This is a genomic window from Aeromonas sp. ASNIH8 (genome assembly GCF_002919855.1).
Lineage (GTDB): Bacteria > Pseudomonadota > Gammaproteobacteria > Enterobacterales > Aeromonadaceae > Aeromonas > Aeromonas caviae.
Genome location: NZ_PQLN01000055.1, coordinates 1 through 25,149, shown reverse-complemented (window position 1 = coordinate 25,149; position 25,149 = coordinate 1). Strand labels below are relative to the sequence as shown.

Genomic DNA, 25,149 nt, shown 5'->3' with positions numbered 1-25,149 from the left:
GCGCAGAATGTGTGAAAATCGCGCCATTCGTTCCTTTCGTTAGCCCCAACCCTATGAATGAGATCGTGAAAGGCAGTATCGATTTGATCCGTCAGCTCAACTACGGCCTGGTCTATGCCAGCCTGGAGGAGCACAAGGAGCTGTCCCGTACCGATCTGTCCCGTCTGACCGGCCTGTCGCCGGCCAGCATCACCAAGATCACCCGCGAGCTGCTGGACGGCGGCCTGGTGGTCACCTGCGGCGAGAGCTCGGTGGGGCGTGGCCGTCGCCAGACCCTGCTGCGCATCAACGAGCGCCGCTTCCAGTTTCTCTCCATGCGCCTGGGGCGCGGCTATGTGGACATGGCCCTGTTCGATCTCGCGGGTCACTCCCTGGCACGCCATCGCCATGTCTTCAACGAGGCGGAGCGTGCCGAGCTGCTGGCCAGCCTGGTGCGGGCCATCGAGGGCTTTTTGCCCAAGAAGGCGCTGCGTCTGGCCTGCATCGCCCTCTGCCTGCCCGGCCAGGTGGAGCGCCACTCCGGCATGGTCAAGCATTTTCCCTATTACGATCTGCGCAACTGGCCCCTCGGTCCCACCCTGCAGGAAGCCTTCTCGGTACCCGTGCTGGTGAGCGGCGACGTGCGCACCTGGATCCAGGCCGAGCGGGAGTGGGGCGCCGCCAGGAACTGCTCGGATGCGGTGCTGGTGTTCGTGCACAACGACATCGGGGTCGGCATGGTGGTCAATGGCCAGCTCATCGAGAGCGAGTCGGCTCTGCTCGGGGATCTCAGCCACCTGCAGCTCGAACCCTATGGCCAGCGCTGCTACTGCGGTGGCTTCGGCTGCGCCTGCACCCTCGTGACCAATCAGGCGCTGGAGGCGCAATATCGGGAGCTGCGCGAACGGATGCAGGAGTTCGATCTGCCCGAAAGCGTCACCATACGCGAGCTGTGCGAGCTGGCGCTGGCCGGCAACAGCCTGTGTCAGGACATCCTGCACCAGGCAGCAGGCCGCCTCTCCCGGGTGCTGGCGAACCTCATCTGCCTGCTCAATCCGGGCAAGCTGCTGCTCGGGGGGGAGATCACCCGGGCCGATCGACTGCTCTTCCCCATGTTGCACCAGTCCCTGGCAAGCCAGTTGCCCGCCGAGTACCTGGTGCGCCTGCAGATTGAATCCACCCACTTCTACGAAGATCCCACCAAACCCACCTCGGTGCAGGTGCACAAGGCCCTGCGCGATGGCAGTCTGCTGCTCGACTTGTTGCGAGGCGACAAGGAGGCATGAGGCTCGGGTTGCAAGGACGCTTCCTGCTCATTCTCTGTCTGGTCAGTCTGCTGCAACTGGTGTTGCTGAGCGGGGCCAGCTACTACTATGTCGCCGAGCAGCGCTACCGTGAGGTGGGGGATCAGGCCCTGGATTTGGCACGGCTGGTGGCGCGGGAGTCCGGCGTCATCGCCGGGGTGAAGCGGGCGGATACGGTCCGCCTCAATGCCCTGGTGGAGCGGATCCGCGCCGAGGTCGGGGCCAGCTACATCGTCATCGGGGACAGGCAGGCACGCCGCCTGGCGCACCCCAATGCGGACCGGATTGGCAAACCCATGGTGGGTGATGATCCCGAGCGTGCCCTGCAGGGGGAGGCCTATATCTCCAGGGCCCAGGGGTCCCTCGGGGTCTCGGTGCGCGGCAAGGGGCCCATCCGTGACGAGATGGGCAAGATCATCGGGGTGGTGTCGGTCGGCTATCTGGTGCGGGACATCGATGCGGATCTGCAGGACTATTTGCGCTTCGGCCTGGCCATGACCTTGCTCATCGTGCTGCTCAACAGTGTCGCCGCCGCCTGGCTGGCCCGGCGCTACAAGAAGGCGATTTTCGGCTTTGAACCCGAGCAGATGGGGCGTCTCTATGCGGAGCTAGACTGTACCCTGCGCACGGTGCGCGAGGGGATCCTCACCATCGACGAGCAAGGGCGCCTCACCTCTCTGAACCCCAACGGCATCAAGCTGCTGCGCCTGGACGACACCACTGCCCGGGCCGCTATTGGACAGCCCATCGGTCACCTGCTGCCGGGCAGTCGCATGCTCTCCATCCTGCAAGAGCAGACCCCCCAGTTTGACGAGGAGATCGTGCTCAACGGCCAGTCCCTCATCGTCAACCGGTTGCCGCTGGTGCGCGAGGGCAAGCTGATCGGCGCCGTGTCGAGCTTTCGGCGCAAGGACGAGCTGGCGGAACTCAGTGCCCAGCTCTCCCAGGTGCAGGCCTACAGCGATCTGCTGCGGGTGCAGACCCACGAGCACAACAACCAGCTTGGGACCATCGCTGGCCTCATTGAGCTCGGGGCCACCCGGGAGGCGCTCGCCTTCATCGGGCGGGAGGCGGCCACCGAGCAGACCCTGCTCGGCTTCCTGATGGGGGCCATCGCCAAACCCAAGGTGGCGGGGCTGCTGCTCGGCAAATACCACAGGGCCCACGAACTCGGTCTTGAGCTCGTGATCGATCCCGATGCCCGTCTGCACGACATTCCTGCCCGTGTCAGCGGTTCCCAGCTGGTAACGGTGCTGGGCAACCTCATCGACAACGCCTTCGAGGCGACCCGCCGCCACGGTGCGCCCTATCAGCCCATCCGGGTTTCCCTGAGCGATCTGGGGCAGGATCTGGTGCTGGAGGTGGAAGACGGGGCTGGCGGCATCGACCCGCAGTTGGCGGACAGGTTGTTCGAACAGGGGGTCAGTAGCAAGCCCGAGCCAGGACACGGTATCGGGCTCTCCCTGGTGCGCAAGACCCTGGATGCCCTGCAGGGGGAGATCACCATCGAAGCCACGACGCAGGGAAGTTGCGTCGTCTGTTACATTCCCAAGGAGGTGTAAGTGATCAAGATCCTGATCGTCGAGGATTATCCCGCCATTGCCGAGATCCACCGCCGCTTCGTGCAGCGCCTCGCCGGTTTCGAGGTGCTGGGGGTGGCGCTCACCCTGTTCGATGCCAGGGAGCAGATAGGGATCCTCAAACCCGATCTGGTGCTGCTGGATGTCTGGTTGCCCGATGGAGAGGGGTTCTCGCTATTGAGAGAGCTGCGCCAGGCGGGGGCGAGTCTGGATGTGATCCTGCTCACCGCGGCGCGGGAAGCCGCTGCCCTGCAGGAGGCGATGCGCCTCGGGGTGGTGGATTTCATTTTGAAGCCCGTGGTGTTCGAGCGGCTGCGCGACACCCTGGAGAAGTACCGTCAGAGCATCGCCGCCCTGGCGGCGTTGGCCGACATCGACCAGCAGGCGGTGGACACCCTGTTCGGTACGCCGTTGCAGCAGGTGGCGGCAGAGGGACTGCCCAAGGGCATCGATGCTCTCACCCTGCAGCGGGTGCTGACGGCCCTGACTCCGGAGGCCGCCAGTGCCGAGGAGATAGGCTGCCGGATAGGGGTGAGCCGGACCACGGCGCGCCGCTATCTGGAATTTCTGGTGGGGCAGCAACTGGCGAGCCCCGAGCTCGAATATGGCACCGTCGGGCGGCCGGAGCGGCGTTACCGCAAGCCGTGATCCGGTCGTCCGGAACCTGTCGTCCAGACAAGAAAAGAGCGCCTTTCGGCGCTCTTTTTGTCAGGATTTGCTTCCCGTGGGCATCAAGGTCTCTACGCGTGATGGGGCAGGGTTCAGAGGTGGCAGAGGCTCATCGATTCAGTGGCTGGTGGCAAGCTCCCCCTTGGGGGCCCGGCGAGCCTGCCACCACTGCCAGACGGGCAGCAGCAACATGGTCAGGGTGATCACCGTGAAGGCGAGGGTGATGGGGCGCTCCCACAGGAAGCTCAGGCTGCCGTCGTTGATCACCAGGGCCCGGCGCAGGTTGTCCTCCAGCATACCCCCCAGGATGAAACCGAGCAGCATGGGGGCCATGGGGAAGGTGAGCAGGCGCAGGCCGATGGCGATCAGTGCAACGATGGCCATCACATGGATGTCCATGGTGTTGAAGGAGACCAGATAGACCCCGGTCAGGGAGAACAGCAGCACCATGGGGATGAGCACGGGGCGCGGCACCGCCAGTACCCGGGCCAGGTAGGGGATGAGGGGGAGGTTCAGGATCAACAGCACCACGTTGCCCAGATACATGGAGATGATCACCGACCAGAAGACGTCCGGATGCTCCATGAACAGACGCGGGCCCGGCTGGATGCCGTAGGCCACCAGGGCGCCCAGGATGAGGGCCGTGGTGCCGGAGCCCGGGATCCCCAGGGTCAGCAGGGGCACGAAGGAGCCGGTGGAGGCGGCGTTGTTGGCCGCTTCCGGGGCGGCCAGACCGCGCAGGCTGCCCTTGCCGAACTGCTCCTGGCGCTGTTTGCCGGCGATGTTGCGCTCGGTGCCATAGGCCATGAAGGCGGCGATGGTGGCGCCGGCTCCCGGCAGCACGCCGATGAGAAAGCCCAGCACCGAGGAGCGGGCGATGGGGGGCGCTATCTCTCTGACCTCTTCCTTGCTGAGCTTGAGGCTGCCGAGCTGCTGCATCTGCCTGGCCTCTTCCTCGCTGTTGTCCTTGCCGGGGCGCAGCACCGCCATCAGGATCTCCGCGAGGGCAAAGGTGGCCATGGCCAGCAGCAGGAAGGAGAAGCCGTCACGCAGATCCGGCAACCCGAAGGTGAACCTGTCTACCCCGACGCTGCGGTCGATGCCGATGGTGGAGATCATGATGCCGAACAGCGCCATGATCAGCGCTTTGAGCACCTGCCCCTTGCCGGCAAAGGCTGCCACGGCGGAGAGGCCCAGCACCATGAGGGCGAAGTAGTCCGCCGACTGGAAGGAGAGGGAGACCTTGGCCAGCAGGGGCGCCGCCACCATCAGCATGATGGCGGAGAGGGTGCCGCCGGTGAAGGAGGCGTAGGCGGCGATGGCCAGCGCCTTGCCCGCCTGTCCCTTGCAGGCCAGGGGATAGCCGTCGAAGGCGGTGACCACGGTGGCGGAGCAGCCGGGGGCGTTGATCAGGATGGAGGAGGTGGAGCCCCCGAAGATGGCGCCGTAATAGACCCCCGCCATCAAGATGATGCCGGAGGAGGGATCCAGGCCATAGGTGATGGGGATCATCAGGGCGATGGCGGTGACCGGGCCAAGGCCCGGCAACATGCCGATAAAGGTGCCGATGAAGCAGCCAAGCACCACCATCATCAGGTTGACCGGCAGCAGTGCAGTGCCGAGTCCTTGCAAGATTCCGTCTAACATGGTGACTCCTTAGAAACCGAGCAGGGTGAACAGGCGACCCGGCTCCAGATAGACGTTGAGCCCCTTGGTGAGCAGGGCCCAGAAACCGATGGAGAAGGGGACGCTGATCATCAGGCCGTAGCGCAGACTGGGCTCACCGAGCACCCGGATGCCCACACTCAGGAAGGCGATGGTCGAGAGCACGAAGCCAAACCAGGTGAGCCCCAATCCGTAAATGACCATGAGCCCGAGCAGGATGAAGACCCGGCGCCAGTCTCCCTCTTCCCGGCGCAGGGGCTCGCCCCCGGGGAAGAGCACCAGCAGCAGGGAGAGCAGCGTCCCGATCCCTGCCAGGGCATAGGGCAGGGTACTGGCGGTGAAGGGTTCGTATTCGTCGCCGGGGTAGCCCGGTATCTCGGTGGCGTAGTAGCCATAGGTGAGGGAGAGCAGCAGAAACAGCAGGCCCCCCAGTCGCTCCTTGGTGATGTTCATCTCTTGACTCCAACATGGGCGGCGGGCCTGCGCCCGCCTGCGATGTGACAACGAGGGTTACTTGATGAAGCCGAGCTCGCGCATCAGGCCGCCGATCTGCTGCTCCTGGCCGTCGAGGAAGGCGGTGAACTCGGGACCCGACTTGTAGAGGTTGGTCCAGCTGTTGCGGGTGCGGACCACTTCCCACTCCGGCTTGTCGTACATCTGCTTGAGCAGGGCGGCAAACTCGGCGGATTTCTCCGGGCTGATGGTGGGGGAGGCGAAGTAACCGCGCCAGTTGGCGAAGACGGTGGGGTTGTTCTGCTCGCTGAAGGTGGGGATCTGCTCCGCCCCCGGCAGGCGTTTGTCGGAAGTGACCCCGAGGATCCGCATCTGGCCTGACTTGACCGCTTCCATCGCCTCGCCAAAGCCGGTGGAGATGGCCTGGGTCTCTCCGGCCAGCACGGCGGCCATGGCGCTGCCGCCGGCATCGTAGGCGACGTAGCGCAGTTTGCTGGCGTCGGCGCCGGCATTCTTGAAGGTCAGGGCGGCGACCAGGTGATCCAGGCTGCCACGGGCGGAACCCCCGGCAATCTTCACCTTGGCCGGGTTCTCCTCGTAGGCGGCCAGCAGCTGGGCCCAGTTCTGATAGGGGGAGTCCGCCTTCACCGCCAGCGCCTGGTAGTCGGCGATGATGGCGGCCACCGGCGTCAGATCACGGAAGGACTGGGGCAGCTCCTTGGAGAGGGATTTGACGATGATGGGGGTGGAGTTGACCATCAGAGTCTTGTCGGACTGGGCCGAGGTCTCGATGAGGTGGGCGATGGCCTTGGCGCCGCCACCGGCGGACATGTTCTGGTAGGAGACGGTCTTGACCAGACCGGACTTGGCCAGCACTTCACCGGTGCCGCGGGCCGTGGTATCCCAGCCGCCGCCAGCGCCGCCCGGGATCAGGAAGTGGACTTCGTTGATCTGGGCGTGGGCGCCGACGCTCAGTGCGAGCAGACTACCGATCAGGGTACGCTTGAAGGTTCCTTGCAACATGGTGCTCTCCTTGTGATTGTTGCAAGAAGGTTAATTAATCATGTCTGACTGGAAAACAATCTGACCGTAATGGCTATTAAGGCTGTTGTGGCCATTGTGTTCATTCTGGTCATGGGCCGAAGAGGGGGGCGCGTATAGAAACGAGGCGCCCGTGAGCGCCTCGTCCGGCAAGGATCACTGGGTCGGTTTCGCCGCCGATGTGCTGATGTCCTCCTTCGCCTCCTGTTTCAGGGCATCGCTCGCCTGCTGGCGCAGAGCCACCTGCTCCATCTTAAATGCGAAAGGGGACTCCCTCCGACGTAGGTGGGAGAGGAATTTCGCCGGGGCGTCAGCCCCGCTGGTTTTGAATGTATTGCTTGATCACCTCTAACGGCGCACCGCCGCAAGAGCCCGCAAAGTAAGAGCGTGACCAGAGTACGGGTTTGCTGTAAGCACCTCTCAAGTCCAGAAATTCATTACGCAGTCGCCTTGATGTGACCGCCTTTAACGAGTTCACCAGTACCGATAGCTGCACTGTTGGGCCGTACTCTATCAGCATGTGAACATGATCAGCCTCTCCGTCACACTCTTTCAGTTCCGCACCAAAATCTCTGCAAACCTCTGCCGCACACTGACCGAAGGAAGCGTGATGCAGTTCCCCCAATATCGGCTTTCGATACTTGGTGATAAACACCAAATGTACGTGCAAAGCGTAGGCCGCATGGCGTGATTTATTAATTTTAGTGAATTGCATTCTGTCACTCAATCGGGCTTAATAGATATGGCAATAATGCTACACACTGAGCGATAAATGCAAATTCTGAAAGCCTACAAGTTCCGACTCGAACCGACCGCCCAACAAGCGCAACGCCTGCGCCAGTTGGGCGGTTGTGCTCGTTATGTCTGGAATCACGGGCTGGCAGAGACAAAGCGCATTCTGGATGCTGGCGAAAAACTACCTTCTGCCTTTGAGCTGAACCGGATGCTCACCAGTTGGAAGAAAGACCCAGAAATGGCCTTTCTGACCGAGGCATATACCGACAACCTCCAGCAGAAACTCAAAGACTTGCACGGCGCGTGGATGCGCTGCTTTGATAAAAAACTCGCCGCCAAGGCTCCCGTTTTCAAGAAGAAAAGCGACAACCGCGACTCAATCCGCTTCGTCAACTTTGACAAGTATTGCCGCCTTGAAAAAGGTCGCGTGAAGCTTCCTGCCGGGCTGGCGTGGGTCAAGTTTCGCCAGTCCCAGCCAGTTGAAGGAAAAATTAAAAACGCGACCGTCAGCCAAGCAGCCGGGCACTGGTATATCTCCTTTCAGGTCGAGCAGGAGACGTCCGAGCCAATTCACCCCTCCGGCTCAATGGTCGGGCTGGATGCGGGGATCGCCAAGCTCGCAACCCTGTCAGATGGCACGGTGTTTGAGCCCGTCAACAGCTTCAAAACCAATCAGACCAAGCTGGCAAGGCTCCAACGCCAGTTGAGCAAAAAGGTAAAGTTCAGCAGCAACTGGAAGAAACAAAAAGCCAAGATCCAGCGGCTGCACTCACATATCGCCAACACCCGCCGCGATTACCTTCACAAGGTCACAACGACTATCAGCAAAAACCACGCGATGATCGTCATTGAGGATTTGAAGGTTGCCAGCATGTCAAAATCAGCAGCAGGCACGACCAGTCAGCCGGGGCGCAACGTCCGGGCAAAATCAGGGCTGAATCGTTCGATATTAGATCAGGGCTGGTTTGAGCTGCGCCGCCAGCTCGAATACAAGCAGGCATGGCGAGGTGGTCAGGTGTTGGCGATAAACCCGGCCTACACCAGCCAGCAGTGCGCCTGTTGTGGGCATATTGCGAAGGATAACCGCCAGACGCAAAGCCAGTTTAAATGCGCTGCGTGTGGTTATGAGGCGAACGCCGATGTGAACGGCGCTCGCAATATTTTAGCGGCGGGACACGCCGTTTTAGCCTGTGGAGGCGCGGTGCAATCAGGCCGCCCGATGAAGCAGGAACCCGGTACTGCGCGAGCAGCTATCACCCAGTAATGGGGATCCCCCTCCTGTGACGCGAAGCGCTAAGGTGGGGGAGGATGTCAAGCTGATGGGCAACTATCTGTCGACCTTCGGGGTGCTGCTGCTCTGTACCCAGTACCGGGCCCTGGCCCTGCGTCGACAGGCCAGCCAGGATCCCCTGACCGGCCTCCTGAACCGGCGCGGCTTTATGGATCATTGCGTGACGATGGCAAGGCAGGGGGCGCTGGTGGTGCTGGATCTCGACGACTTCAAGCAGATCAACGATCGCCACGGTCACGAGACCGGGGACAGGGTGCTGGAGGCGGTGGGTCGCTATCTTGCCGGCCAGCGGGATCTGGTGGCCAGCCGCTTCGGCGGGGAAGAGTTTGTGCTGCTATTGCCCGAGCGGGACCCCCTGGCCCAGCAGGCGCGCTGCGAGCAGATCCGCCAGGGAATAGAAACGCTGGAGCTGAAGGGGGTCCGGGTGACGGCCAGCCTGGGGTGGGTGCCCAGCGCCCGTGAATGGCACTTTGACACCCTGTTCAGCCAGGCAGATCGCGCTCTCTATCAGGCCAAGCGGGAGGGCAAGAACCGGATCTGTCAGGGGGCCTGATCCCCCGTCAGGTCATGCCCGGCCGGTGGCCGTCGGCTCCGACCGGACAAAGACATACCGAGTCAGCCACCTGGTCGCATCAGACCAGAGTGGCCGCCTGGCGGCCTGTCAGCGGTGCAGCTCCCCCGCGCGTTCCGGCTGATAGACCACTTCCAGGATCTCCACCTGGATGGTGCGACCGGCCGGCCCCGGCCAGGCGATGCTGTCACCCACCTTGAGCCCCAGCAGGGCGCTGCCCACTGGCGCCAGCACGGAGATCTTCGATTCGTCCCCCTGCACATCCTTTGGATAGACCAGCGTCAGGCAGAAGTCGTTGCCGCTGTTTTGCATCTTGAAGCGCACCGTGCTGTTCATGGTCACCACGTCCGGCGGCATGTCGGCGGGTTCGCGGATCTCGGCGCGATCCAGCTCCTCTTGCAGGGCAAGGTGCTGGGGGTGGTTGCCAAGCAGCTGTTCGATGCGATCCAGATCCAGGCTGGAGATGACGAGATGAGGCTGTTTCATAGGGTATTTCCTTATCAATGACTGAAGGGACCAGGATGACGGGCAGACTGGTCGACAAAAAACGGTGCAAGTGTAAAAAGCAGACAGCAACAGCGATGCCCCCGAGCGACTCGCGCAGCGGGGCGAGGGCGGGGGCTCAGCGGGGTGTGAGCGTACTGGAAAAAATCATGATTGCTTTCATGGAGATACCATAACCATTCTGGGGTGGTTTGGCAATTGGACTGACTTTCTCATCAGGGAGCCTGGTAATCGTACTGGTGCAGGATGCGCGCGAGACTACCATCCTCCCTCATTTCCTGAATGACCCGGCGCCAGCGCAGCGCCTCGCTGCGGGAGAAGCGGGGACTGGCGGCCAGGTAGAGGGTGCTCTGCTGCAAGGTCTCGCCCCGCACCAGGTCCGGGAGCGGCAGACCCGCCCGCTGCTGGTTGTAACGGGCGGTGTTCCAGGCCACCGCCCATGCCTGGATGCGGTCGCGCGCCAGCTTGCTGGCGTTGCTGACCTCCTCGGTGACCAGCTCCCGGGTCACCCCTGTCAGCGGCTGGAACAGGCTCTGGCTATGGGAGCCACGCATCACGCCAACGGTGAGGCCTGGCAGCGTCTTCATGGAGATCGGCGTTGGATGGTTACGGCGATGGCTGACCAGCACGAAGGCCTCCTCCAGCAGGGGGCAATCCAGAGAAACAGTGGTTCGCGCTGGGGATTTCGGGCCGGGGGCAACAACAGGACATCCGGGCGGTGGCTGGCCTGGCTGAGGGCGCGAGCCAGCGGCATCAACTCGATCTCGAGCGGTTCCCCGAGGCGGCGGGCAGCCTCCTCCAGCACCTCGATGGCCATGCCGCTCGGCGCACCCTGTTGGGCGCGGATCACATAGGGGGGAATGTCCGCGGCCACGACGACCACGGCACGGGCCGAAAAGGCGCAGACGATCAGGGGAGAGAGCAGCAGAAGCAGAGTAACAAGGCGCATGGATGTTCGGATCCGGGATGAGTACAGAGAGTGTAACATCCCGTTACGCCATGTCAGCCAGGCGATTGCCGCCTGGGGGGATCAGTCGAAGAAATCCCGCAGATCCAGGGTCTGGTACCCTGCCAGTTGCTGCCAGGGGAGGGTCTTTGGCAGCGGCTTGAGCGTCACCTCCATCCGGTAGCTGCGATAACCGTCGAGGCTTGCCGACTCCACCACCAGGGGCAACTGCCAGCGGCTCGACCAGAGGATGCGGGTACGCTGGCGACCTTCACGGGTCTCATACCAGTTCGCCTGGTCGGGGGCGGCCTCATCCAGCGGTGTCATTCCCTCTAACAGGGCAGGGTTGATGAGGTGGCGGATCCGCGCCCACTCCGGCTTGAAGGCCACCTGGCCGTACTCCTCCTGCGGCACTTCCACCAGCTGGTTGTGCCAGGCATCGGCGTAGCGCAACTGGAGTGCGTCTCCCTCGCTGCGGGTGACCCAGCGCGCCGCCATCTGGTGAGTGAAGTGCTTGTGGCCGGGGCGGGCATCGTGGGTGGCGTGATAGGCACGGGCCAGGGGAACGGGAATGAGCCGCTGGCTCCACACCTGGTCACCGACCCGCAGCCACTTCTCCTGCCACTGGCTCTCCCGGGTGATGCCGTCGCTGCCGGTAGCCCTGTCCACGTAGCGGATGCGGGCGGCCAGATCGGGCACCTCGTCGGCCAGGAGGGGGAAGGAGAGGGCGCTGCCCAGCAGCCATAAAGAAAGCAGATATTTCATCATCGTCTCTCGCTCGACGGAAAACGGGCCCGGCGCGGTGCCGGGCCCCTTTATCACAGGCCGAGGGCCTCCCTGAGCTTGCCGAACACCCGGGTGTTGTCGAGGGTGCCCTTGAACTGGCTGCTGCCTGCGCCGCCCGCGAACAGCATCACATCGCCGCCGCCGTGAGTCTCGGAGCCGAGCTTGACTCCGGTCTCCTGCAGGTAGTCATCCGCCATCACCTCATCGCTGGTAAGGGTGGGGCGCTGGTCCTGGCGGTTGGGGCCGTTGCCGAATACCAGAGTAGTGAACGGCTTGCCGTCCGCGTCGTTCTGGGTCGAGCCATCGGCGTTCTTGACCAGATCCAGCACCTTGTTGCCCTTGGCGGAATAGCCGTTGATGGTCATGGTGTGGTCGTGGTCGGCGGTAACCACGATCAGGGTATCGCTCAAATCCACTTTGCCGAGGGCCGTCTTGACCGCCTCGTCCAGCGCCACCGCATCGGTCAGCGATCGCTTGGCGTTGGTGGCATGCAGGGCGTGGTCGATACGCCCCCCCTCCACCATCAGGAAGTAGCCCTGGCTGTTCTGGCTGAGCAGATCGATCGCCTTGGCGGTCATCTCGGAGAGGGACGGCTGGGTACTGGCCGCCCCCTTGGCGACGCGGTCCAGTTCGTAGTCGAGGTGGGACTTGGTGCTGAACAGCCCCAGCACCTTGCCCGAGTTGACGGCAGAGAGCTCATCCTTGGTGGTGACATAGCGGTAGCCCCGGGCGGTCAGCTCGGCGGTGAGATCCCGGCCGTCGGCCCGGCCGCCCTTGTTGCTGGCGCTGTAGGGCGTCCAGTGGTTGGCGCCGCCCCCCATCAGCACATCGACCCCATCCCCCAGCGCCTGGTTGAAGCCGGCTCCGCCTGGTACCGCCTGCTCGGCGATGGCGTAGGCCGCATCCCGGTGGCAGATATGGGAATAGGTCGCCGCCGGGGTGGCATGGGTGAGCTCAGTGGTCGTGACGGCCCCCACCGACTTGCCCGCCGCCTTGGCCAGCTCGAGAATGGTGGGCACCGGGCTCCCGTTGTCGCTGGTGCAGTTGTTGATGCCCTTGTTGCCGTTGGCATCCTTGGACGGTGCCACTGCCCTGGTGTCGCTGCTCATGGCGATCACCTCGTTGTTCATCTTGACGCCGGTGGTGTAGGCCGCCATGGAGGGGGCGGAGTCCGTGGTCTGGGCATCGTGGGAGAAGGTCTTGATGCGCGCGCTCTGGGGCAGTTTCATCATCTCGAGATCCCCCTCTTCCCCCACCTTGAACAGGCGGGTGGCGGTGAGCACGGTGGGGCCCATGCCGTCACCGATAAAGAGGATGACGTTCTTGGCATCGGCGGCGTGCGCCTTGGAGAGGCCGCCAAGCGTGCCGAGCAGGGCGGTGCAGACCAGCGTCTTTTTCATGGTGATGTTCATCCTGATAATCCCTTACAGCTTGGCCGCAGCCTTGATCTTGCCGAACACGGCGGTGTTGTCGAGAGAGCCGTGGAAGCGCTCCGCCCCCTGGCCGATGGCGCCGAGGAAGACATCGGTACCGCCGTGGGTTTCGTTGCCTATCTCGCCCACCTTGACCACTACCTCCTGGTGATAGTCGTCGGCGGAGGTGGTGGCGTCGTCGAGGGCCGCCACGCTGCTGCGCGGGCCGTCCACCCGGTTGTAGCCGTTGCCAAAGCCGATGATGGTGTAGGGCATGCCATCGCTATCCTTGCTCGGCTCGCCGGTCTCGTAGTTCTTCACCAGCCCGAGCACGCCCGCATTGCCTGCCGTGGTCTTGCCGGTGCGCTTGGCGTACCCGTTGAGCACAAGCGTGTGGTCATGGTCGGCGGTGACCACGATCAGGGTGTTTTTCAGCTCGGGATCGGTTTTCTTCACTTCATTGATGGCGGCCAGGATGGCGTTGTCGAAGGCGAGGGTATCCTGCAGGGCGCGCTTGGCGTTGGTGTCGTGCAGGGCGTGGTCGATACGCCCCCCTTCCACCATTAGGAAGTAGCCCTTCTCTTTGCCCTTGAGCTGCTTGATGGCAGCCAGGGTCATCTGGGCCAGTGACGGCTCGCTGGCGGGCCGGTCCAGGTCATATTTCATGTGGCTTGAGCCAAACAGGCCCAGCAGCGGCTTGCTCGCATCGGCCTGGTTCAGCTCGTCCAGGGTGGCGGCAAACTGATAGCCCTTCGCCTTCATCTCGTCGATGAGGTTGCGGCCATCGGTCCGCTTGCCCTTGTCGGCACTGGGCAGGAAGAAGCTGCTGCCGCCCCCGAGCACCACATCCAGCCCCTCCTTCAGGGCGCTGTTGTAACCGCTGCCCCCCGGCACCATCTGGACGGCGATATCAGCCTCCAGATCCCGGTTGCAGATATGGGCATAGGTGGCGGCCGGGGTGGCGTGGGTGACCCGGGTGGTGGTGACCACGCCGGTGCCACGGCCATCGGCCTTGGCCAGCTCCAGCAGGGTGGTCACCGCTTTGCCGCCGCTCTGGCTGCAATCGCTCTCCTGGGTGGCGTCGCTGTCCATGCTGATGACGCCGTTGTTGCTCTTGACCCCGGTCATGTAGGCCGCCATGGAGGGGGCCGAGTCGGTCACCTGGGCATCGTGGGAGAAGGTCTTGATGAAGGCCGTTTCCGGCAGGGTGTCGATGGTGAGGCTGCCCTCTTCGCCGACGCCATAGATCCGGGAGGCGGTGAGGGTGTTGAGACCCATGCCGTCGCCGAGGAAGAAGATCACGTTCTTGGCGCTGGGTTCCGGGGTGTTGCTGTCGTTGTTGGAGTTGCAGCCGGCGGCCAGGGCGGCGCCTATCATCACTGCAAGTCCTGCCATCTTTCTCATTGGGGTTCGCTCCTTGTGAAACCTGAGCGCAGCCTAGAGGGGGCAGATGACACTTTTAGTGAAGAGAGATGACAATACGGTGAAAGCGCCTTGCAAATGTTATCTTATATCAATGGGTTATGTTGATTGTGTTTTGCCACTCACCTCCCGGTGGCGTGGTGGGCATCCGGCCACCCGGGTGACAACACCCGGCCAGAATAGCCTGTCAAATCGGGGCCGCAGCAGGTAAAATGCGCCCCCTTGCGATGAGTGCCAGCGGTCTGGCGCATCACCACGCACCCGCAACCCCGAGCGCCCGCAGCCCCGAGAGGGGACCGCATGCCAATGAGAGAGTAACGGATATGTCCATCAACTGGTTCCCCGGCCACATGCACAAGGCCCGCAAAGAGATTGCAGAGGTCATGCCCCAGGTCGATGTCATCATCGAGATGCTCGACGCCCGCATCCCCTTCTCCAGCGAGAACCCCCTGGTGCCGGAGCTGCGCGGGGAGACGCCGGTGATCAAGGTGCTCAACAAGGCAGACCTTGCCGACCCCGAGATCACCGCGCTGTGGGTGGCCCACATGGAGCAGGAGAAGGGGATCAAGGCACTGCCCCTGACCCAGCAGGAGCCGGAGAAAATCAAGCAGTTGCTGACCCTGTGCCACGAGATGCTGCCGGAGCGCAACTTCGAGCTGCGCGGGGTGCGCGCCATGATCATGGGCATCCCCAACGTGGGCAAGTCCACCCTGATCAACACCCTGGCGGGGCGCATCATCGCCAAGACCGGCAACGAGGCGGGGGTGACCAAGTCCCAGCAGCGGATCAAGCTCGACAACCACGTCATCCTGACGGACACCCCTGGCTTCCTGTGGCCCAAGCTCAACCCGCCCTCCTGCGGTTATCGACTGGCGATCACGGCGGCCATCAAGGATACCGTCTTCGATTACGCCGACATCGCCATGTTTGCCGCCGACTACTTCATCAAGGCCTATCCGGAGCGCATCAAGGCACGCTACCAGCTGAGCGAGCTGCCGGAGACCGAGATCGAGCTGCTGGATCTCATTGCCCGTCAGCGCGGCTTCATGCGCAAGGGGGGGCTTGCGGATCTGCACAAGGCCTCGGAAATCCTGGTCAATGAATTCCGGTCCGGCATGCTGGGGCGGATCTCCCTGGAGACGCCAGAGATGGTGAGCGTCGAGATAGTGGAAGCCGAGGCCGAGGCTGAGCAGAAAGCCAGGGAGAAGGCGGAGCGGGAAGAGGAGCGCCAGGCCCGGGCTCGTCGCAAGTACGCCAAGAAGCGCCAGCGCTGACCGGCGTTGTGCACGATAGGTTGTGCTTGATAGCAAGAAGAGGCGGCCCTGGGCCGCCTCTTCTGGTCATGGCGCTCTGGCGTGAGGGAGGCACAGAGTCGATATTCAACCGCCCGCTTCCCCTCATCATGACCAAGGTGTCGGCCAATCAAGGGGATGAGGCTCCCGTCAGGGGAGGGCCGTGCCGCGTTGCCATCACGGTGGGCAGAAAAACCTTGCGACCCGGCCTCAGTGCCGATTGACAAAGGCACAGGCGGTGGCATGATGCGCTCGCATTTTGCCTCTCCCCACGGTTCTATCCATGACCACATACTCCCGCCCGGTGCTGCTCCTGCTCTGTGGCCTGCTGTTGCTGACCCTGGCCATCGCGGTATTGAATACCCTGGTGCCGCTCTGGCTCGCCCATGAGCATCTGCCCACCTGGCAGGTCGGCATGGTCGGCTCCTCCTATTTCACCGGCAACCTGCTGGGAACCCTGCTGGCGGGCAGACTCATCGCCCGCTGCGGCTTCAATCGCAGTTACTACCTGGCCAGTGCGCTCTTTGCCGCAGGCTGCGTCGGGCTCGGCATGACCCTGGCGTTCTGGAGCTGGCTCGCCTGGCGATTCATCGCCGGGGTCGGCTGCGCCATGATCTGGGTGGTGGTGGAGAGCGCGCTGATGTGCAGCGGCAACGCCCGCAATCGAGGGCGCCTGCTGGCCGCCTACATGATGGTCTATTACGTGGGCACCGTGCTTGGGCAACTGCTGGTGAGCAAGGTACCGACGTCGCTGATGGCGGTGCTGCCCTGGGTGACCGCCCTGGTGTTGACGGCCATGCTGCCGCTCTTGTTCACCCGCATCGCCAGTCCGTCAGGCAACCTTCAGGCCAGGACTCCGGTCTGGCCGATGGTGCGCCTGCGTCAGGCGCGTCTGGGGGTGAACGGCTGCATCCTCTCCGGCATCGTGCTGGGGGTGCTTTATGGTCTGATGCCGCTCTATCTGAACCACCAGGGGGTGAGCGACGGGGCCATCGGCTACTGGATGGCGGTGATGGTGAGCGCCGGCATCCTGGGGCAATGGCCGGTGGGGCGTCTGGCGGATCGTTTCGGGCGCCTGCCGGTGCTGCGGGTACAGGTGCTGGTGGTGATCCTGGGGGCCATGGCGATGCTCGGCAACGCGGCCATGGGACCGACGCTGTTCATTCTGGGGGCCGCGGGCTTCACGCTCTATCCGGTGGCCATGGCCTGGGCCTGCGAGAAGGTGGAGCAGCATCAACTGGTGGCCATGAACCAGGCGCTGCTGCTGAGCTACACCATCGGCAGCCTGCTCGGGCCGACCCTGACGGCGCTCTTGATGCAGCACTACTCGGATCATCTGCTGTTCATGGTGATTGCCGGGGTCTCCCTGGTCTATCTGCTGATGCTGCTGCGCAAGATGGGCGAGCACCCGACGCCGATGGCCCATGCCTGAGGGCAGACGGCGCCATCATCCCTGTGCACGGATATAGAAGAGGCGACCCAAGGGTCGCCTCTTTTTCGTCATGGGCCGGGCGGTGCCGCTCAACCAAACCGGTGCCTTGCTGCTTCAAAGAGCGAGAGGTGCAGCGGGATCAACTGCTGCCAGTCTCGCCGATAACCCCCGCCCGGTACGGCGGTGATGGGCAGCCCGTGGCGAAGCGCAGAGTCAAAGACCATGGCATCGCGCTGGCGCACGCCGGAGTCGCTCAGGGAGAGGTAGCCCAGCTCGTCGTCCCGGTGCACATCCACCCCGGCCTGATAGAGGATGAAGTCGGGGGCGTAGAGGCGATGAGCCAGGGCGAGGGCCTGGTTCAGGGTCTCGAGATAGGCGTCGTCCTCCATGCCGCTTGGCAGGGGAAAGTCCAGATGGGAGGCCGGCTTGTGGCGGGGGAAGTTGTGTTCTCCGTGCAGGGAGAGGGTGATGATGTCACGGCTGCCCGTGCACAGGGCGGCGCTGCCATCTCCCTGATGGACATCGAGATCCACGATCAGTACCCGCTCGCAGAGTCCCTCGTCCAGGCAGGTTCGTGCCGCGATCACCAGATCGTTGAAGAGGCAGAAGCCGCTGCCAAACCCCCGGTGTGCGTGGTGGTAGCCGCCGGAAATCTGCAGTCCGCAGCCCTGCGCAAGGGCGTGGCGGCTGGCGGCCAGGGTGGCGCCGACCGAGTGCAGGGTACGTTCAATCAGCAGGGGAGACCAGGGAAAGCCGAGCCGGCGAATGGCCCCTTCATCGAGGGTACCGGTGAGGGCGGCCTGTACATAGGCCGCATCGTGCACCTTCTCTATCTGCTCACGGCTGGCAGGGGCGGCCTGTGCCAGCGGATAGTCGAGGGAGACGAGGCGTTCAAACAGCGCCTGGTACTTGGCCAGGGGGAAGCGGTGACGCTCGGGCAGTGTCAGGGCGGAGTAGTGGGGGTGATAGAAGATGCGCAGTGACATGAAGCATCGGCCATGAACGGGTATGAAAAAGGGGAGCCAGGCTCCCCTCGATGCAGGCGTGCGATGCGCCTTACTGCTGCTGGATCACCCAGATCTGGAAGGCTTTGCGGGTCTCCGCATCGGCCTTGTTGTACCAGCTCTGCAGCTGGGTCAGGGCTTCCGGGTTGCTCATGGCCTTGCTCGGGGCCACTTCCACCGGTGCGCTGGCGGCAGCCATCACGGCGGCGGTGGAGACGGACACAGTCTTGGGCTGGTTGAAGGCCTTGCCCATCTTCAGCAGCTCCTGCTGATAGTCACGGGTCAGCTGGAAGCCACCCACGGTCGGCATGACGAACTGCTCGGATTTCAGAACCTGGCCGGTGGATTTGTCTTTCAGAACGACGTTCTGTTCCTTGACGAAACGCTTGGCTTCTTCTTCCTTGCGGGGCTTCTTGAAGTCGAGGAAGAGTTGCTGGTTGTCGGCGGCGGTGAAGTTGATCACCAGGGGCTCGGCGGTGACCAGCTTGGTTTCACTGCGGCTGGAGTAGTTGCCCTCGAAGGCGACCACGACCTGGTGCCTGCCGGGCTCCAGGGAGAAGACGGTGGCTTTGTCGAGCAGCTGGGGGTTGACGGGTTCGCCATCGAGCAGCTGGATGACATAGGGATTCGTAATTTCCAGTTGGCTAGCGGCCAGGGCGCTACCTGCCCACAACAGACCAGCCAGGGCCGGTACCAGAACAGTCAGTTTCATTTCATCTCCTTGAACAGTCAGGCAATTGCCCACTGAAAAATAGGGGGTCATTTTTACAGGTTTGCCCCACAGCGGCAATAGCCGTTTATGGCGCCTTCCGGTGTGCGGGGTGTGGATCCCGCTGCCCCGAGTCCTGCGGGCAGCGTGCTCTTCTATCTTCCTGCCCCCTCCTGACATGAGGGTCAGGGGAGCGCATGGCGGGCGTCAGCCGTGTCACTCGATGCGTCGGGTGAAGGGGGGGAGGGCGTCCAGCAGGCCCTTGCCGTAGCGCTTGGTCAGCAGGCGCCGGTCCAGGATGGTGACCCGCCCCCTATCCGCCTCTTTTCGGATGAGGCGGCCACAGGCCTGGATGAGCTTGCGCGACGCCTCCGGCACCGTCAGTTGCAGGAAGGGGTTGCCGCCGCGCTGCTCTATCCACTCGGCGGTTGCCTCTTCCACGGGGGAGTTGGGCACCGCGAAGGGGAGCTTGGTGATCACCAGGTTGGTGAGGTAGTGGCCAGGCAGATCCAGCCCTTCCGAGAAGCTGCCGGTGCCAAAGAGGATGCTGGCCTGGCCGCCGTCGCACTTCTGTTTGTGCAAGAGGAGCAGGGCGCTGCGGGACGCTTCCCCCTGTACCAGGAGCGACATCCCCTTGGCTCGCAGCCCCACCGCCACCTCGTTCATCTGGCGATAGGAGGAGAAGAGCACCAGGCTGGCCTCCTTGCCTGCCAGCAGGCGGGGAAGGGTATCGATCAACTCCTGGGTGAAGGCGGGGGCACTGGGTTCATGGGCCATCTTGGGCAGATAGAGTTCGGCCTTGTGGTAGTCGAAGGGGGAGCGAAGGCGCAGATAGCGGGTGCCGTCATGCTCCTTGAGCCCCACCTGGTGGCGAAAATAACTGAAGGAGGAGAGGGCGGTGAGGGTCGCCGACACCAGCACGGCCCCGAGACAGCGGGACCAGAGCCACTCCTCCAGCAGATACCCCACCTCGATGGGGGAGGCGTGCAGCCAGATGTCCCCGTCCTCGCTTCTGGCCATCCAGCGGGCGAGGGGGGTCTTGCCGGTGGGAACATGGCGGCTCAGCATCTCCCAGAGGGCGCAGAAGCTCTCGAGCCGCTGCAGGTGAAAACCACTCTCCGCCAGCAGAGGCTCGGCCTCCTTGCGACGAATCTCGCCATCCTTGAGCGCCTCGCCGATGGCCCCCTGCATTCTGTCCAGCGCCCTCAGTGCCTTCTTGCTCGCCTCCTTGAGGTTTTCCGCCAGCATGGGCAGGGGATCCGGCAGCACCCCATCGGCGAATCTGTGGTGGGGCTCGCCGCCAAAGAGGTGATCATTGCTGGCGAGCCACTGCTCGAGGGCCTTGAGATCCGGCTGGAGAGAGGCCAGGGCATCCTGCAGTTTGAGCTGGGGATCGAGCAGGCTCTCCTTGTTCAGCGTCCTGGCCAGCTTGCCAGCGCTTTGCACCAGCTTTTCCAGCCAGCGGCGGGATCCCTTGATGCTGGCGCTGGCGGCGCCGTGATCCCGGGCGATGGTGGGCAGGTGATGGGCTTCGTCCAGCACATAGATGCACTCGTCCGGTGGCGGCAGTATGATGCCGCCCCCCATGGTGAGGTCGGAGAGCAGCAGGGCGTGGTTGACCACCAGCACATCGGCCGCGTCCATGTCGTTGCGGGCCCGATGGAAGGGGCAGTGCTGATGGTGGCTCAGGGCCTTGTTGCAGGTGTGGCGGTCGGCGGCGATGCGATCCCAGCAAGGGTCTGGAATGGGTTTGGGCCAGTTGTCCCGATCCCCGTCCCACTTGCCTTCGGTGTAGGCCTGCCACAGCCCCTGGTAGCACGCTTTGTCAGCATCCGATGGCTTGTGTTTGCTCAATGCGCCGAAGTCGAGTTCGAAATTGGCCATCTCGCTGCCGTTTGCCGCCTGCTCCAGCAGGTGCTCGCAGCAGTAGCGCTGGCGCCCCTTGACCAGCATGAAACGAAACGGCAGCTCGCTGTGACGGTGATAAAAGGGAAGATCCTTGTGGATGAGCTGCTCCTGCAGGGCCACGGTGGCGGTGGAGATCACCAGCTTCTTCTGGGTCAGCCGTGCCACTGGTATGGCCCCCTGGGCATAGGAGAGGGACTTGCCGATGCCGGTGCCAGCCTCGGCCACCAGGATGCGGCGACTCCTGTCATATTCTCCCGTCAGGGTCTTGGCGATTTCGGCAACCAGGAAATTCTGCTCCTTGCGCGGCACAAAACCGGGTAAACCATCGGCTATCTGGCGATAGGTACTGCGGATGGTGGCTTTGAGGCGAGTCGATAGCATAAAGAAGGTGTGGCCGTGTCGGTGTGGATGGCAACAGGATACCCGCAACAGGCGGCCCGGGTCGAGGCAGGGGAGAAGCAGTCGGGTCAGCCCCGGCTTTGCAAATATGTTATGAGGGAACAGGGGGTTGCAATAAACCACCAAAAAAGAGGGATTCAGGCAGAGAGTATCGCTGTAAACGTTTTCCCTGATGGGGCAAACATTGTGAGATTCAGCTCACAAATTTTTCCCTGTGACTATGGTTTTCATAAAAAGTTCCAAGTTTTTTCATTGCGGATTCGAAAACCCGGTGATAGTCTCGGCGCCATAGTGATGCAAAGAACATCGCTAACACAGGGAATAACAAGGACTTAGTGTTTAATTACAGTAGGCATTGGAAACTATGAAAAAGACAATTCTGGCTATTGCTATCCCGGCTCTGTTCGCATCCGCAGCCAACGCTGCTGTCGTTTACGACAAAGACGGCACCTCCTTTGACATTTACGGCCGTGTTCAAGCCAACTACTACGGTGAACACGACGATACCGACGCTGAACTGGTTGGTTCCTCCCGTCTGGGCTGGTCCGGCAAAGTCGGCCTGAACAACACCTGGTCCGGTATCGCCAAGACCGAGTGGCAAGTATCCGCCGAAAACTCTGACAACAAGTTCAACTCCCGTCACATCTATGTCGGCCTGGACGGTACCCAGTACGGCAAGATCATCTTCGGCCAGACCGACACCGCGTTCTACGACGTGCTGGAGCCGACCGATATCTTCAACGAATGGGGTGACGTAGGTAACTTCTACGACGGTCGTCAAGAAGGCCAGATCATCTACTCCAACACCTTCGGTGGCTTCAAGGGCAAAGTGTCCTACCAGACCAACGATGACGTAGCCGTCAAGGTTACTGACATCGGTCAAGGCATCAAGGAAACCGACGTCTACGGTCCGAAAGTCAAACGCAACTACGGCTACGCCGCTGCTGCTGGCTATGACTTCGACTTCGGTCTGGGCCTGAACGCCGGTTACGCTTACTCCGACCTGGAAAGCACCGTCAGCACCGCTTCTGGCGACAAGAAAGAGTGGGCCCTGGGCGCACACTACGCCATCAACGGTTTCTACTTCGCCGGTATGTACACCCAGGGTGACCTGAGCTACGACAACACCACCCAAGGCAACAACAAGGACAAGGGCCGTGGCTACGAGCTGGCTGCTTCCTACAACGTTGACGCCTGGACCTTCCTGGCCGGTTACAACTTCGCCGAAGGCAAGGTACTGTCCAACTCCGCCGGTTCTTCTTACGAAGACATCGTCGACGAAACCCTGCTGGGCGTGCAGTACAACTTCACTTCCAAGTTCAAGGCGTACACCGAGTACAAAATCCAGGGTATCAACGACAAGGACGACGAGTTCACTGTTGCCCTGCAATACAACTTCTAATCTAGCCTCTGCGCTGATTTAGTTGATGAACGGCCAAGCTTGCTTGGCCGTTCTGTTTTTTGGCCCCTTCACCACTTTTCGTCCTCTGGCCCTGCGCCATATCACGTTGTCTTCTTTGCACCCTTGGTTCTCCTCTGGTAAATCGCTAGATTATTCAATTTGTTGAAGCAGATTGGCCGACAGGGAAGGATGCCTTTGATCGATTTCACCCACCCCGAGTGGCGCGCGCTGGCACAGCAGTTGCTGAGAGGCGGCCCCCAGGCTGTTCGCGGTCGTCAATGGCAGCCGCTCATCGGCATGCTTCGGGACAACCAGTTGCTGCTGGCCCTTGGCAATCATCACTATGAGCTCACCCCTGCCGGGCACCGCTATTTGACCCGGGAGCTGATGCTGGCGAAGATGGCCAGTGCCCCGCCGGAACCCGAGGAGTGGCTGCAATCCCACGGCTGGCAACTGGGGGAGAGGGTCAACGAGCGGGTGCTGGCGGCCCTGTATCGCAAGGGGGAGGGCCATTTCAGCCCCATCGAGCAGATCGATTTCGAAGACAAGGGGATCCGGCTTTGCAGTGATCTGCCCCTTCGTCTGCGGGCCGCACGGCCGTTCAGCCTGTTTCTCAGCGGCGGCACCCTGCTGGATGTCGCCCCCTGGCTCCAGACCCTGGGGGAGGTGGCGCTGCCAGCCCGCACCCTGGCGCAGCTTGGCAAGATCCTCTGGGGAGAGGGGGAGATACAGCGGGTGATCACGACCGATGCCGTCGGCGCCTTCGCCGAGTTGCCACTGCCCGCCGACGCCCTGCTGGTCTGGTATCCCGCCGAGGATCCCGGCACGCTGGAGCCCCTGATCGCCGCCTTGCCGCCCCAGACCCTCTGGAGCCACCTCACTGCCCTGGATCCGGCCGGGGTTGACAGAGTACTGGCATTGGCCCAGCGGTTGGGGAGACCGGCGAGCTGGTGGTTGCCCCGGGATCTGGTGCCCATCAAGGCGGCTTACGGGGTTCCCCTGAGGGATGGCCGGCCCTGGGAGCCGAGCCGTATCCCCCGTGCGCTGCTGGCGCAGTGCAATGATCTGGTGGAGTCGAATCGGGGTCTGTCGGTCGAGGTGTGTGCCCTGGCACCGGATTGGCACGGGATTGGTTGAGGCGGCGCCGAGAAAGCGGTTTTCCCCTATGGAAGGCAGTGGTATAAAGAGCTGACGAAGCGCTCCCTGGACGGGCGCTTTTGTTTGCCAACCTACTTTGCCAGCCAACGAACTCAACGGACTACAGGGAATACCATGTTTGAAAAGGTTGTTGCCGCCCCAGCGGATCCGATCCTGGGCCTGACCGAAGCCTTCCGTGCCGACACTCGCAGCCACAAGATCAATCTGGGGGTCGGTATCTACAAGGATGAGACAGGTGCCACTCCTATCCTTCACTGCGTCAAGCAAGCCGAGCAGAAGCTCTTGACCGACGAGAAGACCAAGAACTACCTCGGTATCGAAGGCAATATCGAATACGGCCGCATCGTGCAGCAACTGCTGTTCGGCCGTGATGCCGCCCTGGTGACCAGCGGCCGCGCCAAGACGGCGCAGGCGCCGGGCGGTACCGGTGCCCTGCGCATCGCCGCCGAGTTCGTGGTACGCAACAATCTCGCCAAGACCATCTGGATCTCCGATCCCACCTGGGCGAACCACGTCAGCGTGTTCCAGGCGGCCGGTTTGACCGTCAAGTGGTACAAGTACTACGACGCCGCCACCAAGGGACTCGACTTCGCCGCCATGCAGGCCTCCCTGTCTGACGCGCAGGCGGGGGATCTGGTGCTGCTGCACGGCTGCTGCCACAACCCGACTGGTATCGACCCCACCACCGAGCAGTGGCGCGCCCTGGCCAGGCAGAGTGCCGCCGCCGGCTGGCTGCCGCTCTTTGACTTCGCCTATCAGGGCTTCGCCCGGGGTATCGAAGAGGATGCCGAAGGCCTTCGCATCTTCGCCGAGTGCCACGACGAGCTGCTGGTGGCGAGCTCCTTCTCCAAGAACTTCGGCCTCTACAACGAGCGGGTCGGCGCCTTCACCCTGGTCTGCGCGACCAAGGCGGTGGCCGACGTCGCCTTCACCCAGGTGAAGACCGTCATTCGTGCCAACTACTCCAACCCGCCGTCACATGGCGCCGCCGTTGTCACCACCGTGGTGAGCGACCCGGCCCTCTATGCGGAGTGGGTGGAAGAAGTGGCCGCCATGCGGGTGCGCATTCGCGAGATGCGCGAGCTGCTGGTGGAGAAGCTGGCCGAGCGGGGGGTGAACCAGGATTTCAGTTTCATCCGCGAACAGAACGGCATGTTCTCCTTCTCCGGTCTCTCCAAGGATCAGGTGGAGCGCCTCAAGAGCGAATTCGCCATCTATATCGTCGGCTCCGGCCGGATCAGCGTGGCAGGCATCACCCGCGCCAACATTGATCCCCTCTGCGACGCCATCGCCAAGGTGTTGTAAGAGAGAAGCATCTGCGCCAAGCGCCTTGCTTCAGTCATAAAAAGCCCGCCGTATCGGCGCAATGCTGTTCACTTAAGCGGAGCCGCATTGCGATTTACCGGAAAACGGGTCTTTGATATCTTCACCGCCCTGGGTCTCGATGGCCTGGGGCGTTTTTCTATGAACATGACGCCTATGCAGCC

20 protein-coding genes and 2 pseudogenes are annotated in these 25,149 nt (G+C 62.7%); 10 read left to right on the top strand and 12 right to left on the bottom strand.

All coding sequences use genetic code 11. From position 1 onward, the window contains the following. The first annotated feature begins 53 nt into the window (after nt 1-53). The 3 genes from C3418_RS14715 to C3418_RS14705 are packed head-to-tail and all read left to right on the top strand — an operon-like array spanning nt 54 to nt 3,511. On the top strand, nt 54-1,265 hold the full coding sequence (locus C3418_RS14715; protein ID WP_029314606.1) for an ROK family transcriptional regulator: 1,212 nt from the start codon (nt 54-56) through the stop codon (nt 1,263-1,265). Next, nucleotides 1,262-2,845, top strand: coding sequence for a sensor histidine kinase (locus C3418_RS14710; RefSeq protein ID WP_103858790.1), 1,584 nt, complete (start codon nt 1,262-1,264; stop codon nt 2,843-2,845). Before C3418_RS14715 ends, C3418_RS14710 begins: the two co-directional genes overlap by 4 nt. Next, on the top strand, nt 2,846-3,511 hold the full coding sequence (locus tag C3418_RS14705) for a response regulator (RefSeq protein WP_103858789.1): 666 nt from the start codon (nt 2,846-2,848) through the stop codon (nt 3,509-3,511). Nucleotides 3,512-3,649: 138 nt separating this feature from the next. Here C3418_RS14705 and C3418_RS14700 read toward each other — a convergent pair whose 3' ends face one another. The 4 genes from C3418_RS14700 to tnpA all read right to left on the bottom strand — a co-directional run bounded on the left by C3418_RS14700 (nt 3,650) and on the right by tnpA (nt 7,406). Then, nucleotides 3,650-5,179 carry a tripartite tricarboxylate transporter permease gene (locus C3418_RS14700; RefSeq protein WP_053288415.1) on the bottom strand — a complete coding sequence of 510 codons (1,530 nt, stop codon included), beginning with the start codon at nt 5,177-5,179 and terminating at the stop codon, nt 3,650-3,652. Between the two features lie 9 nt (nt 5,180-5,188). After that, nucleotides 5,189-5,650: a tripartite tricarboxylate transporter TctB family protein gene (locus C3418_RS14695; RefSeq protein ID WP_052815428.1), complete on the bottom strand. Its 462-nt coding sequence runs from the start codon at nt 5,648-5,650 to the stop codon at nt 5,189-5,191. Between the two features lie 57 nt (nt 5,651-5,707). Then, complete coding sequence (locus tag C3418_RS14690) at nt 5,708-6,673, bottom strand: tripartite tricarboxylate transporter substrate binding protein (protein WP_052815427.1); 966 nt, start codon at nt 6,671-6,673, stop codon at nt 5,708-5,710. A 328-nt stretch (nt 6,674-7,001) separates the two neighbouring features. After that, on the bottom strand, nt 7,002-7,406 hold the full coding sequence (tnpA, locus tag C3418_RS14685; RefSeq protein ID WP_103261364.1) for an IS200/IS605-like element ISAs26 family transposase: 405 nt from the start codon (nt 7,404-7,406) through the stop codon (nt 7,002-7,004). A 57-nt stretch (nt 7,407-7,463) separates the two neighbouring features. Here tnpA and C3418_RS14680 point away from each other — a divergent pair, with 57 nt between their 5' ends. Next, nucleotides 7,464-8,690: an RNA-guided endonuclease TnpB family protein gene (locus C3418_RS14680; RefSeq protein ID WP_103858788.1), complete on the top strand. Its 1,227-nt coding sequence runs from the start codon at nt 7,464-7,466 to the stop codon at nt 8,688-8,690. Nucleotides 8,691-8,742: 52 nt separating this feature from the next. Then, nucleotides 8,743-9,270: pseudogene (locus C3418_RS14675) on the top strand (GGDEF domain-containing protein); the annotation flags it as partial. Between the two features lie 108 nt (nt 9,271-9,378). Here C3418_RS14675 and rnk read toward each other — a convergent pair. The 5 genes and pseudogenes from rnk to C3418_RS14650 form a co-directional block, all read right to left on the bottom strand. Beyond that, on the bottom strand, nt 9,379-9,774 hold the full coding sequence (gene rnk, locus C3418_RS14670; protein ID WP_010675253.1) for a nucleoside diphosphate kinase regulator: 396 nt from the start codon (nt 9,772-9,774) through the stop codon (nt 9,379-9,381). A 233-nt stretch (nt 9,775-10,007) separates the two neighbouring features. Continuing rightward, nucleotides 10,008-10,741 (bottom strand): annotated as a pseudogene (locus C3418_RS14665) (substrate-binding periplasmic protein). Nucleotides 10,742-10,822: 81 nt separating this feature from the next. Continuing rightward, complete coding sequence (locus C3418_RS14660; RefSeq protein ID WP_052814631.1) at nt 10,823-11,506, bottom strand: hypothetical protein; 684 nt, start codon at nt 11,504-11,506, stop codon at nt 10,823-10,825. 50 nt (nt 11,507-11,556) lie between these two features. Next, on the bottom strand, nt 11,557-12,924 hold the full coding sequence (locus C3418_RS14655; RefSeq protein ID WP_223920106.1) for an alkaline phosphatase: 1,368 nt from the start codon (nt 12,922-12,924) through the stop codon (nt 11,557-11,559). A 24-nt stretch (nt 12,925-12,948) separates the two neighbouring features. Continuing rightward, on the bottom strand, nt 12,949-14,340 hold the full coding sequence (locus C3418_RS14650) for an alkaline phosphatase (RefSeq protein WP_041214887.1): 1,392 nt from the start codon (nt 14,338-14,340) through the stop codon (nt 12,949-12,951). Nucleotides 14,341-14,681: 341 nt separating this feature from the next. Between C3418_RS14650 and ylqF the strand changes: the two genes are divergently transcribed. Next, entirely contained in the window at nt 14,682-15,632 is a 951-nt protein-coding gene (gene ylqF, locus C3418_RS14645) for a ribosome biogenesis GTPase YlqF (protein WP_052814633.1), read from the top strand. A 301-nt stretch (nt 15,633-15,933) separates the two neighbouring features. Further along, complete coding sequence (locus C3418_RS14640) at nt 15,934-17,082, top strand: MFS transporter (protein WP_052814634.1); 1,149 nt, start codon at nt 15,934-15,936, stop codon at nt 17,080-17,082. Nucleotides 17,083-17,171: 89 nt separating this feature from the next. Here the strand turns inward: C3418_RS14640 and C3418_RS14635 are convergent, their stop codons facing one another. From C3418_RS14635 to dinG, 3 genes are all read right to left on the bottom strand, one after another. After that, nucleotides 17,172-18,068, bottom strand: coding sequence for a histone deacetylase (locus C3418_RS14635; protein WP_052814635.1), 897 nt, complete (start codon nt 18,066-18,068; stop codon nt 17,172-17,174). Between the two features lie 70 nt (nt 18,069-18,138). Next, a complete protein-coding gene (locus C3418_RS14630) occupies nt 18,139-18,798 on the bottom strand; it encodes a DUF2057 domain-containing protein (protein WP_039040268.1) in 660 nt (219 codons plus the stop codon). A 213-nt stretch (nt 18,799-19,011) separates the two neighbouring features. Further along, nucleotides 19,012-21,084, bottom strand: a complete 2,073-nt coding sequence (gene dinG / locus C3418_RS14625; RefSeq protein ID WP_103858787.1) for an ATP-dependent DNA helicase DinG — start codon at nt 21,082-21,084, stop codon at nt 19,012-19,014. A gap of 382 nt (nt 21,085-21,466) precedes the next feature. Between dinG and C3418_RS14620 the strand changes: the two genes are divergently transcribed. The 3 genes from C3418_RS14620 to C3418_RS14610 all read left to right on the top strand — a co-directional run bounded on the left by C3418_RS14620 (nt 21,467) and on the right by C3418_RS14610 (nt 24,967). Further along, nucleotides 21,467-22,504, top strand: coding sequence for a porin (locus tag C3418_RS14620; protein ID WP_069785249.1), 1,038 nt, complete (start codon nt 21,467-21,469; stop codon nt 22,502-22,504). 195 nt (nt 22,505-22,699) lie between these two features. Further along, on the top strand, nt 22,700-23,641 hold the full coding sequence (locus tag C3418_RS14615) for a hypothetical protein (RefSeq protein WP_181023107.1): 942 nt from the start codon (nt 22,700-22,702) through the stop codon (nt 23,639-23,641). Nucleotides 23,642-23,776: 135 nt separating this feature from the next. Further along, a complete protein-coding gene (locus C3418_RS14610) occupies nt 23,777-24,967 on the top strand; it encodes an amino acid aminotransferase (RefSeq protein WP_010675240.1) in 1,191 nt (396 codons plus the stop codon). Nucleotides 24,968-25,149 lie beyond the last annotated feature (182 nt).

What these genes read in the sequence shown, in the direction of transcription:
- dinG (WP_103858787.1), bottom strand. Translation starts at nt 21,084, where the DNA reads ATGCTATCGACTCGCCTCAAAGCCACCATCCGCAGTACCTATCGCCAG.
- C3418_RS14655 (WP_223920106.1), bottom strand. Translation starts at nt 12,924, where the DNA reads ATGAAAAAGACGCTGGTCTGCACCGCCCTGCTCGGCACGCTTGGCGGC.
- C3418_RS14700 (WP_053288415.1), bottom strand. Translation starts at nt 5,179, where the DNA reads ATGTTAGACGGAATCTTGCAAGGACTCGGCACTGCACTGCTGCCGGTC.
- ylqF (WP_052814633.1), top strand. Translation starts at nt 14,682, where the DNA reads ATGTCCATCAACTGGTTCCCCGGCCACATGCACAAGGCCCGCAAAGAG.
- C3418_RS14640 (WP_052814634.1), top strand. Translation starts at nt 15,934, where the DNA reads ATGACCACATACTCCCGCCCGGTGCTGCTCCTGCTCTGTGGCCTGCTG.
- C3418_RS14610 (WP_010675240.1), top strand. Translation starts at nt 23,777, where the DNA reads ATGTTTGAAAAGGTTGTTGCCGCCCCAGCGGATCCGATCCTGGGCCTG.
- rnk (WP_010675253.1), bottom strand. Translation starts at nt 9,774, where the DNA reads ATGAAACAGCCTCATCTCGTCATCTCCAGCCTGGATCTGGATCGCATC.
- C3418_RS14650 (WP_041214887.1), bottom strand. Translation starts at nt 14,340, where the DNA reads ATGAGAAAGATGGCAGGACTTGCAGTGATGATAGGCGCCGCCCTGGCC.
- C3418_RS14715 (WP_029314606.1), top strand. Translation starts at nt 54, where the DNA reads ATGAATGAGATCGTGAAAGGCAGTATCGATTTGATCCGTCAGCTCAAC.
- C3418_RS14630 (WP_039040268.1), bottom strand. Translation starts at nt 18,798, where the DNA reads ATGAAACTGACTGTTCTGGTACCGGCCCTGGCTGGTCTGTTGTGGGCA.
- C3418_RS14695 (WP_052815428.1), bottom strand. Translation starts at nt 5,650, where the DNA reads ATGAACATCACCAAGGAGCGACTGGGGGGCCTGCTGTTTCTGCTGCTC.
- C3418_RS14660 (WP_052814631.1), bottom strand. Translation starts at nt 11,506, where the DNA reads ATGATGAAATATCTGCTTTCTTTATGGCTGCTGGGCAGCGCCCTCTCC.
- C3418_RS14690 (WP_052815427.1), bottom strand. Translation starts at nt 6,673, where the DNA reads ATGTTGCAAGGAACCTTCAAGCGTACCCTGATCGGTAGTCTGCTCGCA.
- C3418_RS14710 (WP_103858790.1), top strand. Translation starts at nt 1,262, where the DNA reads ATGAGGCTCGGGTTGCAAGGACGCTTCCTGCTCATTCTCTGTCTGGTC.
- C3418_RS14680 (WP_103858788.1), top strand. Translation starts at nt 7,464, where the DNA reads ATGCAAATTCTGAAAGCCTACAAGTTCCGACTCGAACCGACCGCCCAA.
- C3418_RS14635 (WP_052814635.1), bottom strand. Translation starts at nt 18,068, where the DNA reads ATGTCACTGCGCATCTTCTATCACCCCCACTACTCCGCCCTGACACTG.
- tnpA (WP_103261364.1), bottom strand. Translation starts at nt 7,406, where the DNA reads ATGCAATTCACTAAAATTAATAAATCACGCCATGCGGCCTACGCTTTG.
- C3418_RS14620 (WP_069785249.1), top strand. Translation starts at nt 21,467, where the DNA reads ATGAAAAAGACAATTCTGGCTATTGCTATCCCGGCTCTGTTCGCATCC.